Annotated in this window: 8 protein-coding genes and 3 pseudogenes; 6 read left to right on the top strand and 5 right to left on the bottom strand. The window is 51.5% G+C overall.

The window, feature by feature from the left end; translation table 11 throughout:
• Positions 1 to 198: 198 nt before the first annotated feature.
• The 5 genes and pseudogenes from Xbud_RS17430 to Xbud_RS17410 form a co-directional block, all read right to left on the bottom strand.
• Positions 199 to 1,713 (bottom strand): annotated as a pseudogene (locus Xbud_RS17430) (conjugal transfer protein TraG N-terminal domain-containing protein).
• A complete protein-coding gene (locus tag Xbud_RS17425; protein WP_099137310.1) occupies positions 1,710 to 2,045 on the bottom strand; it encodes a hypothetical protein in 336 nt (111 codons plus the stop codon). Before Xbud_RS17425 ends, Xbud_RS17430 begins: the two are co-directional and overlap by 4 nt.
• Before the next feature lie 8 nt (positions 2,046 to 2,053).
• Entirely contained in the window at positions 2,054 to 3,490 is a 1,437-nt protein-coding gene (locus tag Xbud_RS17420) for an integrating conjugative element protein (RefSeq protein ID WP_099137309.1), read from the bottom strand.
• A 15-nt stretch (positions 3,491 to 3,505) separates the two neighbouring features.
• Entirely contained in the window at positions 3,506 to 4,474 is a 969-nt protein-coding gene (locus Xbud_RS17415; RefSeq protein ID WP_099137308.1) for a TIGR03756 family integrating conjugative element protein, read from the bottom strand.
• Complete coding sequence (locus Xbud_RS17410) at positions 4,471 to 4,869, bottom strand: TIGR03757 family integrating conjugative element protein (protein ID WP_099137307.1); 399 nt, start codon at positions 4,867 to 4,869, stop codon at positions 4,471 to 4,473. The genes Xbud_RS17415 and Xbud_RS17410 overlap by 4 nt, the downstream gene beginning before the upstream one ends.
• A 318-nt stretch (positions 4,870 to 5,187) precedes the next feature.
• Here Xbud_RS17410 and Xbud_RS20755 point away from each other — a divergent pair.
• The 6 genes and pseudogenes from Xbud_RS20755 to Xbud_RS17385 form a co-directional block, all read left to right on the top strand.
• Positions 5,188 to 5,382, top strand: a pseudogene (locus tag Xbud_RS20755) (type VI secretion system baseplate subunit TssF); the annotation flags it as partial.
• Between the two features lie 10 nt (positions 5,383 to 5,392).
• On the top strand, positions 5,393 to 6,967 hold the full coding sequence (locus Xbud_RS17405; protein ID WP_244590021.1) for a type VI secretion system baseplate subunit TssF: 1,575 nt from the start codon (positions 5,393 to 5,395) through the stop codon (positions 6,965 to 6,967).
• A pseudogene (gene tssI / locus Xbud_RS17400) lies at positions 6,909 to 8,809 on the top strand (type VI secretion system tip protein TssI/VgrG). The gene Xbud_RS17405 and the pseudogene tssI overlap by 59 nt, the downstream one beginning before the upstream one ends.
• Positions 8,810 to 8,820: 11 nt before the next feature.
• Positions 8,821 to 10,056 carry a DUF2169 family type VI secretion system accessory protein gene (locus tag Xbud_RS17395; RefSeq protein ID WP_099137306.1) on the top strand — a complete coding sequence of 412 codons (1,236 nt, stop codon included), beginning with the start codon at positions 8,821 to 8,823 and terminating at the stop codon, positions 10,054 to 10,056.
• A complete protein-coding gene (locus Xbud_RS17390; RefSeq protein WP_099137305.1) occupies positions 10,049 to 10,411 on the top strand; it encodes a DUF4150 domain-containing protein in 363 nt (120 codons plus the stop codon). Before Xbud_RS17395 ends, Xbud_RS17390 begins: the two co-directional genes overlap by 8 nt.
• 4 nt (positions 10,412 to 10,415) lie before the next feature.
• Entirely contained in the window at positions 10,416 to 11,120 is a 705-nt protein-coding gene (locus Xbud_RS17385; protein ID WP_099137304.1) for a hypothetical protein, read from the top strand.
• Positions 11,121 to 11,197: the final 77 nt, after the last annotated feature.

Genomic DNA, 11,197 nt, shown 5'->3' with positions numbered 1-11,197 from the left:
TAGCCTTTTGTTCCTTTATTTCTCTATTTTTGACGACTTAAAGTTATAAAGGAGCGGCTATGTCATTTCAACTCATCATAAAAGTCGAGCATCGCGTTAAATAAATACAGATCTAAACTGCTGCTAGGTTAATAGTGTGATGCTCGAGGAGCAACTTGCATATTCGGTTTGCTTTTAAAATCGTTGCATAGTGTAGGATTACTTTCCTCTGGATAACACCCTCTGCATCACCATCTGTCCGAACATGCCCGCAGACTGCCTAACCTGTCCTACGCCTTGACTCATCATGCCCGCCATATCCCCCATCCGCACCCCTGCCCAAGCCAATGCGCCCAACCAGACCATCGGCAGAACAATAAACAGCGTGCCCATCACCAGCCCCATGATTAAATCATCCGACGTATTCTGAATGCCCGCCAGATTAAACAGGCTGTGGGTTTCGGAGCCATACAGGGCTTCCAGTAAATAGCTGTCCAGCCAGCGGGCCGTTTCCCACCAGAAAGTCAGAAAATTCAATGCGAAGATGGCGAATGTCAGGGTGAATACCGTTTTAAATTCATACGCCGCAAACAACAGAATCAACGGGATTAAGATATACAGCGCCATCAGGATCACCGCCTGCATCATCGGCAGTGCCTGCCGCCCCGCATCAAACATCGGCATACCGAGTAATCCGCCCAATAAAGTTCCCGCAGAAGCACCGACCCGGTTGCCCGCATCCAACAAGGTAGGATCAGCATTGCCGCCATAGCCTGCGTAAACATAACCTTCCTACGAAACCGTCAGGTTTACCGGGCTGACCAGACGGCGGAGCACCGATTCCTGATATTCCTGTGTATTTTTGCCCAGCATTTTCAGTGTGGCTGATAAACGCAGCCATAACCCCGGATCGGCCTGCGCCAGTACTCTGTCCTTCAGCCCGGTTTTAGCAGTTGACCACCAGGCTTTACAGGTCGGATAACCGCCCTGCCCGGTATAAGGCCGCCCACTGTCCCGGCTCTCCTGCCACGGAAAAGGTGCTCTGGGCATACGCGATTGCAGAGTGTGATAATCACCGGCTAAAAACGTGCGACTGCCCAGCCAGTCGGTATCATTCAGGATAGCAGGATCGGTGGTTTTCCCCTGATCGCGTTGTTTCCACTGATACAATGCTAAGGCATAGCAATCGTGGGTGAAATCCTGCAACTCCGCCGCCAGTGCCGGATTGCTGATGCGGGTGTGCTGCACGTCAAAGCGCAGTTGTCGCAGATCCGGCCGGCATGGAATGGAGGCTACCGCTGCCTGTGTTAACCCCTTTGATAATCGATGCACCATCGCCCACCAGAGCGGCACAGCGGCCGTCTGATTATTCAGACTGGACATCACCGGCGCATAACCCCCTTTATCCGGGGCTTTCGGTGTCCAGGTGCCACAGCTTTTGGCGCGGGAGGGGTCATACTGAAGGGTCGTCAGGCTGACATTCACCAGCGGTACACAACACACCACCATCACGAAAAAGGCGCTGTACAGGGTATTTTCAATCCGGGCCAGCGACTGTAATCCGCCATTGCCAGCCTCCTCGCCACACTCTCGCACCTTCAACCAGACAGCGATCACCTTTATCACTAAAGGCAGCGTAAACAGTCCGGTGGCAATCAGAATTTGCCATAATCCGTTGTTAACCACCCAGCCGAGCAGGGTCAGAAAATATTCCAGATAGCTGTTGGTGGTCACCGGGTTTCTCCACTATTCCCTGGCAGGGCGTATTCACACAGTAAAATGAACAGCAGACTGGCGACCAGCATTCGAATTAAGGTTGCACGGTACATCTTCTGATGTTTTGTCCGTTGCCAAATTTTCCGGCTGCCCCAGCCCAGTACGGCATACAGGCATAACCGCCAGATTAACCAGAATTGTCCGGTTTCGGTTATCCAGCGCTGAAACTGAGTCAGGTTTTCTGCCTGTTGCAGCCCGAGCCAACCTGTCGCTAAAGTGATAATCATCACCAAAGCAATAATCAGTAATAACGCGACACCTTTTCTTAATATTGAACTCTTCTCTGCCATCACCGACCTTACCTGCGCTCACGGTTTGGGGTTTCCAGCTGATAAAATCGCGCATCGGTGCTGTCCGGTACCTGTTTTTGTGGATGCGTTTTAATACGCTGGGTGTCCCGCTCAATAATAGTCAGGACGGCGTTGCGGGACAGTTCCCGTTTCAGCTGCATTTCATTCTTTAATGCATTGATTTCTCTGTCCAGTGCATCAATCCGCCGTTCCCCTTCAGCGAATGCGTCCGGTTGCGCAGCGGCATTGGGTTCGGACATCCCGGTGATAAGCATCCGCCGCATCAGCAAGGCTGTTTCGGTGGTTTCCGCCATCGCCAGCTCTCCCGCCAGACGGGCTGTTAATGCGGTACTGTCCGGGTCTCGCTGTAACGCCTGAATCACGCCTTTGGTCACCGCCAGACTGCCGGTTTTCAGTTTGGCAGGATTGGCAGCCGTGGTTTTTTCAGTGCCATTGACCAGTTTCACCAGCTGTTCAATATTGGTTTTAGTATTCTCTTCCAGCATCGGTGCAAAACCCGTACCGGCAAGCGTCATACCCGGCTGTTGGTGTTCCCCGCCACTGGTGCATTCCGCCGCATTACCACAGGTACGGATAGCACGGTCACCCAACACTTTTACCACGGCTTCCGCCGCTTCAGTGGCATTTTTGAATTTGGTGCAGGCACCCCCCTGACAATTTTGCGGGCGAACCGCAGACTGGCTCAGCACGGGCTGATTATTCATCATATTAAAACCCGCACTGGCTAAATCACGGGTGGGACGGATAGCATTCTGCCCCCTGCCACCCTGCTTTTTGCCGCCAATCCACTGATGTCCCCCCGTGCCGGTGGTTTTGGCACCGGCATTATTGACTCTCACGGCATCCGCATCCCCGCTGTTAACCAGCGTTTTATATTCCTGCAGGGCGGCAGATTGTGTCCATTTACTGCTTTCAGCAAAATTCATCATCCGCTTCGCCATGTTCTGACAATTAAACTGGGCCTTATCGAACGCCACATTGGCCTGCAAAACGCCGTTGATCAGCATGTCATACAGACCGGGATTGGCTCGCTGGATTACCATGGCAGGAAGACTGGCCACCGCGCCGGTTGCTCCCTGAATGACATCACTCATCAGGTTCTTAAACCCCGCCGTGATGCCATTCAACTGATTGCCGATGGTGGTTTTCAAATCAAAATTCCCGCACATCAAATCGGAACTCCAGCTAAGTTCCAGCCCGCCCAGTCTGGTCAGGGAACTGCGGGTGGCCGGTTGTGAAATCACCGAACCGCCCCCTAAGGTATAAAACAGCGTATCGGAGACAGCACCATGGGTCTCAGCTCCATAACCCAGAACACTATTATTCACCTGCGGTAATGAGAGGGACACAATCGGCGCATTACCCTGTACAGAAGCGGTTGCCAGCCCGCTCAATATCAGCAATAACACATTTATTCTCGTCATTGTTCATTTCCTTATTCAGATATCGGTACTGCCGAGAAAACGCTGCCCGCGTCGCTGGCAGCAGCTGTAAGGCTGCCACAGGGCATACGCCTGATTGCCATCAATTGCGGCAGTGTGTTCATCATTAGGAAACACGGCACAGGACTGACTTAACTGCGGTGATAACCGCTGCCATTGGTGATTTTTGGTACCGGTATTTTCGGTGACCGGCTCCGGCGGCCAGTAGCCGTCAGTGCGTTGGGCTTTCAGAACCTGATAAACATGGGGCTGCCCTGCACGGGTAATAATGTCAGCCACTCGCTGTGCCACCACGGCAGAGGCCTTGTCATCATCAGTCTGATTAACAAACCCTGAACGCGGGTAAATATTGCCCCACATATTGCCGGCCATTTGGCTGCCCAGCTCCCGCTGACCGGGGCTCAATGCTTCCGGATAGAACGATTCCGGCAGTCCAGTGCGCCACGCTACCGTATCCAGCGTACTCAAAAAATAAGGCATCAGGGGTGTGGCAGCGCTGCGGCAGGAATAACCGGGAATTTGCCCACCTATCAAGTTGGTAGCAGGATGCCCGATGGCATCGGCATATTTGAAACGCAGGCTGGTACGGCGCTGTCCTGAAATCTGACTATTGTGATTACCCCCGCCTGCGGTCAGGTGAGATAATGCCCCGGTGACCGTATTTTCCAGTCCGCCGGATAATTGACTGACCTGCGCCATTTCTGACCACGGATTGCCGCCGGGCGCGTGATAAGTGGACACCACCGCTTCGGGGAGGTAATGGGTAACCTTAACCGACGTTTTGACCGTGCAGCCATGCCAGGAACAAAACAGCCAGTAACAGATGCCACTGACCCGCCACTGAATACAGGATAGCGAAACACTGCTTGCCACAATCTGGGCCGTGTTGAGAGAGGCCTGCGCAAATGGAGTAAACGCCGCTATCAGAATGATGAGTACAGGAAAAACAAAACGTTGCGTCTTCATGGATGATTCTGCTCCCTGAGTGCATTCGCTTTGGCCACATCCGCCGTGCCATACACCACATCCCGATCATCAAATATCACAGCAGGATACTTATGCACACCTAATTGCCAGGCATCAACAACGGCACGGTAGGCCTTGATAAGTTGTTGTTCCTGCCAGCGCCATTGGGGAGATTGCAGCATCGTTTGTGCCTGCATCATGGCTTGTTGAGGGGCGGCGGAAAGTTGAGAGAAGATTTTCTTCTGCTGTTGTTCAGCGGCATCCAGCCAGACTACCTGTGTATCCGGGAAAATATTGACGGGAGGATGCTGGCTGTCCGTATAAACCCCCGTTTTTGCATTGGCGGCTGAGACGGCCACCCATCCTAACCAGAATAATGTATACCACTTTCTCATCACTACATTCCCGCATCCAAAAACAAGTGAAAAGCGTGCGAAAAAAACAAAGAAAAGTCAGCAATCAATTCTTTTTTGCGAAATGTAAAAAAGCGGATATTGACACTTTCGCCGCTGTCGCTCGGTTCTCCTTCAGAGACGGGCAGACACAACGATTCAGACTTGTCCCAAATCTGGAGAAAACGGAATTACATTAAATAAATTAATTTAACATCTAGGTACAATAAACCACCTTTACCTATAGCGCATTCATTTTATGTAAACTTTACCCACAATATGCCAATCAATTATTAAACGGTATATTAGAGATAACAATCAATGAAAAATGACAAGGAATCGCTGTACCTGCAAGAGCTGGCCTACCTGCGTGAACGGGCAAAGATGATGGCGGCTGAGTTTCCGCATCTGGAACCTTTTCTGAGTACCCCTCATGATCCGGACATTGAACTCCTGTTTGAAGGTTTTTCATTATTAACCTCAAATCTGCGCAGCACCATTGAAGACGACTTTCCGCAAGTCACCCATGACATGCTCGGACGCATCTGGCCGCATGCCCTGCGCCCTGTGCCCTGTGCCCCCGACGACGATCATTCAATTCACCCCTCATCAGGGCGTTCATCAGGGTGCAGTAGATATTCCTCAGAGTGCACCGATAACCACCGCAGAGGGGGAACACACGTTACGGTTTCGCACCTGTCGTCCCCTGCATATTGAGCCTTTCATTGTCCTGGATAAGCAGATCCAAAAAACACGGGAATACAGCGAGATCATTGTGACATTGCGCCAAACGGGCACGGTTTCAGACCGTTGTCAGGTGGGATTACTGCAATTTTTTCTTGGTACAGACCGTGAACGGGCGGCTCAGCTGAGTCTGTGGCTGGAACAGCACCTTGATGATATTTACCTGCGCACGCAAAACGAAGAAAAAAGACTCCGGTACGCCCGGTTGCACGGCTGTGATGCGAATTTTCATCACAGTATACTGCCCACAGGCCACAATCATTTTGACCGCCTGCAACGGATGACGGAATATTATTGCCTGCCCCATGCTTTTGACTTTGTGACCATCAATGCGTTGGATTACCGCGAGTTGCCGTTAAACCGCGACGGGTCATTTGAGCTGATATTCAGGCTGGAAGGCGAGCTGCCGCTGGAGACATTGGGCGATGCTTTCCAGTTAGGCTGTGTCCCTGCCGTCCATTTGGAAACGATGTCAAGCCAGCCGATCCCGTTTGAAGAAAATAACGCGCATTACACCATTCCTTTATCAGAGACTGAGCGGTTATTCCAGTTACAGGGTGTCCAAACGGCCAGGCAACCCGGCGGAAAACAATCTCACGATAACACCCTTTATTTCCAGCCTGTGGCTCAGTTCTGCGAGAAAAGTGGCTGGCTGCGTGGTGAAGGGCAACCCGATAATCTCTATTTCCAGCCACGGCTCTCAATCGATCTGCTTGGACGTATCCAGAACCGGATACATTTTCTTGGTACGGATGGAAAAGACGCCACCCGCCTGCCGTCACAAACGGTCTGCGCGCATTTTATCGGCTACCATACGCAGGCCATGACATTGGAGCCAGGGGCTATCACCGAATCCCAGGAATCCGTGCCTTCTCACCTGCGTGCCCGCAATATCACGCCCGCTTCACCGGATTTTCCCCCGATGGTAATGGGAAAATCAGACTGGTCGCTGATTAGCGTGCTCAATACCACGCCGTTTTTGCTTTTCAATACGGTATCACTGAAAGATTTTCTGCGTTTGTATTATTGTTATGCCGGACATGATCGCGTCCTCAACCACCGGATGCAGCAGCATATTGACGGGATTGTACTTCTGGACGCCCGGTTTGACAGCCGTCTTGACTACGGTTCAGGGAGACTGGGGGGTGTTATTAATGGCAACAACCTGCATTTGCACCTTAATCCTGCTTGTTATGAAAATGACGGCATCATGTACCAATTCTGCCGGGTGATCAGCCAACTGCTGGCGAGCTTTGTTGTCCGGGATAACTTCATCATGCTGGAAATTTATCGGCAGGATGAACAGACGGCGTTATGGGCATTTCCGCATCAACTCGGGCTGCGCCGTGAAATGTAATGAGATGAAACCGAAAATTAAGGAAACAATAATGCTAAAAAGTGGATTACGTTTTGTTTGTCGGATAGGAGGATTACCTGAGAGTACATTTGCAGTGGCCGATTTTACCCTGCGGGAAGGGCTTTCCGAACTGTTCACTTTGAACCTGACACTGGTTCAGACTCTGCCCGGCAATCCCTTTATACCGAAGCCGGAAATCGATTTAACCGCGCTGTTGATGAAGGAAGTGGTACTGCAAATCTTCCACGGGGTGCTGGAGCAACGCAAAATCACCGGGATCATTTCCCATGCTGACTGGTGCGGCACTGATGGTAACAAAATCCTGTATACCTTTACGGTGCGCCCGTCCCTCTGGCGACTCACGCTCAATCAGGACAGCCGTATTTATCACCGGCAAAGTGTGCCGGATATCATGAAGCTGTTGCTGAAAAAACATCATGTTCGCGCTGATTCAAAATTGGAAGATGCCCATCAAAGCCGAGAATACATCACCCAGAAGCGGGAATCCGGTTATGCTTTTTTTGCCGGTTAGCCGCTGAAGAGGGGATCAGCTTCTGGTTTGAGGATGAAACCCTGTTTTTCAGTGACAGCCATCTGCCAATGGCAGCAGACCTGACGCTCAGTTACAACGCACAACCGGAAACGGCGCACGGGATCGATACGATTTATCAGGTTCGTCTGGGGGTAGGGATGACACCCCAGCGCACAATCAACAAGGATTTCAATCCCGAACGTCCGTTTTACGCGCTCTCCCATCTGGAAAGCAACCCGGACTATCAGGCAGTTGGCACATTGACGCCGTATACGGTTTACGAAAGTTATGGCCGTTTTCAGAAGGATGCCGAAGCCAAACCGTTCGTTAAGTACCGCCACGAAGCCCTGAAAAACCAGATGCAGAGTGGCAACGGGCAAAGTAACTGCATCAAACTGATGCCGGGGCAAATTTTCAACATCGCTGCTCATCCCCATGCCCCGCTCAATACCTGCTGGCAGATTGTCGGGATCAGCCATCAGGGGCACTGCCCACAGGCATTGGGTGACAATGGCGGCGAGGGCACCACGCTCAGCAATAATTTCAGTTTTATCGACGGTTATGCCGATTACCGCCCGCCGTTTCATTATAAGCCCCTGGCGGATGGTGATGAGAGTGCCACCGTGGTCGGACCGGAAGGGGAAGAAATCTTCGTTAACAAAGACGGCGCAATTAAAGTCCATTTCCACTGGAACCGCTACGACAAAGCCGATGACAGCGCGTCCTGCTGGGTTCGGGTCGCACAAGGCTGGAATGGCAACGGTTTTGGCTTTATGGCTATCCCGCGTATCGGGCAGGAAGTGATTGTTTCTTACCTTAACGGCGATATTGACCGGCCGATAGTCACGGGCAGTGTCTATAACGGTGTAAACCGTCCGCCACTGGATTTACCCGCAGCGAAAACCCGCACCACATTTAAAACAAAGACCCACAAAGGTGAAGGCTTCAACGAACTGCGTTTTGAAGATGCGAAAGGCAGTGAAGAAGTGTTTATTCATGCCCAAAAAGACATGAAAACCAAAGTGCTCAACAACCGTGCAACCCATGTGCTGGCCAACCACAGTGAAACCGTCGAAAAGAACCAGACCATCAATGTCTTCAAGCACAAGGAAGAGGACGTCGGGATCACTCATACGCACACGGTCGGCGAATCGTTAGCCATTACGGTCGGCGATGTGATTGAACTGCGTTGCGGCAGCAGCTGTCTGCGGATGGACAAGTTCGGCAATGTCACGATCCAGGGCACCAAATTCCTGTTTGACGCCGCCGATGCCATCCAAATCAGCGCGCAGGACATTGACCTGAACTAAGGAGCCAAACGATGGAATTCAGAAACCTGACCCCTTTTTCCGTCATTAATTACAAAATGCTGGATACCGAAGACGAGGAATATCATGTTGTGGCAATGAAAATCGTCTACCAGCTCCAGCCTGTTGGTTCAGGGCATTACCAGCCTGTACTGGAATCCCCTTATGGTGAACTGACCGTGGAAGATATCTTTTCCGGCGAGATGAACCAGTCATCGGTTTTGCAGGAAAGTGATTTAGCGCCGCTGAAATTCAAATGTGATGTGATTACCAATGGTGTCGCTTATGCCCCGGGCGGGAAAGCCTGTGAAAAAATGCCTGTCCGGTTACAGGTCACCACACGTGACGGACAAGCTCTGATCGATAAAACCCTACATGTCTGGGGAGAGCGTGAGTTTCAACGTACATCACAAGGCGAATGGCAACTGACACCGCCCCAAAAATTCACAACGTTACCCGTGGATTACCGTTATGCCTTTGGCGGGGAATGCAAAGTGTATGAAAAGGATGGCTCTGCTGCCTCTGTGCCCGAAGAAACCCGCCTGACCGACACTCAGCGGGAACAGCACCCGGAAAAAGACAATGCCCCCATTGCCCATGCAACATGGGAATACAATCCGCTGGGAACAGGCTTTATCACCCCGTGGTATGCGAAGGCAAAAAACCTTTCCCGCTACCCGGCACCGCGCATTGAACACCCTGATGCCCCGGTAACGGCAGCACACTTTGCGCAGTGGCTGAATTCACCGCCATCCATCACGGAAAAGGTCTGTCATCCTGCAGGACTGGGTATTATCGGGCGTGCCTGGCTGCCCCGCCGCACACTGGCGGGTACCTATGATGAACAATGGCTGAAAGAGCGCCATCCTTATCTCCCCGATGATTTTAGTTTTCGTTACTGGAATAACGCGCCGGACGACCAGCAAATTGACTTTCCCGACCCTGATATCCGTATCAGCCTGTTCAACCTGACCCGTGACGGTGAATTACATGTGCAGTTACCGGGGCACCGGCCGCTTATCCTGTTGAGAATGCCCAGTGGTGAAATGATCCCGGAACGGATGTACGCCGATACCCTCATTATCGACAGCGAAACGCTCACACTTTCCATGACTTACCGTTACCACATTGAAGCAGCATCGCCTCTCCGGGTGATGGAAGCCCGTTTTGAAATGGACCCGGATGCACCGCTGATAAGAATGGCGTCACCTGATGACAAAGACGAAAGGGAGATACTTATTTATGGCTGATAACTACATTGCCCGGACAGGCACCCAGTGGATGGTCATCGGTATTTTGCCGGATGTCTGTAAAACCCCGATTGGCGCATCCATACCCCCTGTTCCTTACCCCGTGATTGCCAAACTGGCCGACAGTGATGCGATAGTGAAATCCGTGCGCACCAATGGCAAGCCTGTGGTGGTTTTTGCACAATCATTCGTTCCTCAGACGCTGGGCGATCAACCCGGTGTAGCGAATGGCGTCAAAAGCGGTACGGTGGGCGGCAAATGCCATCCCAAGACAGATGAGCATTCGAAAAGCGTGCGTGCCGGTAATAAATTGATACTGCGCCACGGTGACAAATTCTGGATGAACGGAGCATAAAGATATGGCTAAAATCAAAAAAACTCCGCCCAAACCAGCCAGTGATGAGGCGTTATGGAAAAAACGGGCACATAACGATGCCCCTACCGGCGAGGGTAATACGTTAGGGGAAATCACGGGGCAGCCACCGAAATCAACCCAGGTGCCTAAGGAAGCCAACCCCGTTATCAAACCGAATACCCAAGATGAAGGCGGGTTTTTGAATGGTCTAGCTAAGGTAGGCAGTGCCTTAGCAGATGCCGGAAAAGCTGTGGGTAACGCAGCGGTAGGCGTGGGAACAGGTATCGCAAAAAATCTGGGAAATACTGCCATGGATGTTGGAGAACTCGCATGGAAAGGTATTCAATATGCCGCTGCGTCAGAAATGGAACACTCAGCAATGATGCAGGGTGCCTGGGGTAATGAGGCGGATTCGAAGCAGCTACGTGATGCCGCCAACGCTGTCAGAGAAAACGCGAGTAACACCAATTGGGAGCGGTATACAATGGAGGGGTCGGCAGAAGAATTTGGGGATTTCATTGCTGACTTTAACCCTAAAGGCGCAATAAAGGGAGGGATTAAAGCTATCGCTAAAGGTGGGTCAAAGGTGATGTCGATGATCGCCGACAAAGAAAGAAAAGGGATTGCGCGAAGTAACTCCCGAGCTAAACGGCGAGAGACCAGGGCTGCTGAAAGAGATAAAAAAACGGTCGTGACTCTAAAGCGTTAATTTGATATTCTTGTGTTTTTTTAGTGGAACCCACATGTGACTGTCAAGATAGAAGTTGTTTGCCGATATTGCGGTCA

Source organism: Xenorhabdus budapestensis (assembly GCF_002632465.1).
Classification (GTDB): Bacteria; Pseudomonadota; Gammaproteobacteria; order Enterobacterales; family Enterobacteriaceae; genus Xenorhabdus; species Xenorhabdus budapestensis.
The sequence above is the reverse complement of the archived record's forward strand: the minus strand, read 5'-3'. Positions and strand labels throughout refer to the sequence as shown.

Bases quoted from the DNA above. Each gene is read 5' to 3' on its own strand.
- Xbud_RS17390 (WP_099137305.1), top strand. From the start codon at position 10,049: ATGGCTGATAACTACATTGCCCGGACAGGCACCCAGTGGATGGTCATC.
- Xbud_RS17405 (WP_244590021.1), top strand. From the start codon at position 5,393: ATGACATGCTCGGACGCATCTGGCCGCATGCCCTGCGCCCTGTGCCCT.
- Xbud_RS17395 (WP_099137306.1), top strand. From the start codon at position 8,821: ATGGAATTCAGAAACCTGACCCCTTTTTCCGTCATTAATTACAAAATG.
- Xbud_RS17425 (WP_099137310.1), bottom strand. From the start codon at position 2,045: ATGGCAGAGAAGAGTTCAATATTAAGAAAAGGTGTCGCGTTATTACTG.
- Xbud_RS17410 (WP_099137307.1), bottom strand. From the start codon at position 4,869: ATGAGAAAGTGGTATACATTATTCTGGTTAGGATGGGTGGCCGTCTCA.
- Xbud_RS17385 (WP_099137304.1), top strand. From the start codon at position 10,416: ATGGCTAAAATCAAAAAAACTCCGCCCAAACCAGCCAGTGATGAGGCG.
- Xbud_RS17415 (WP_099137308.1), bottom strand. From the start codon at position 4,474: ATGAAGACGCAACGTTTTGTTTTTCCTGTACTCATCATTCTGATAGCG.
- Xbud_RS17420 (WP_099137309.1), bottom strand. From the start codon at position 3,490: ATGACGAGAATAAATGTGTTATTGCTGATATTGAGCGGGCTGGCAACC.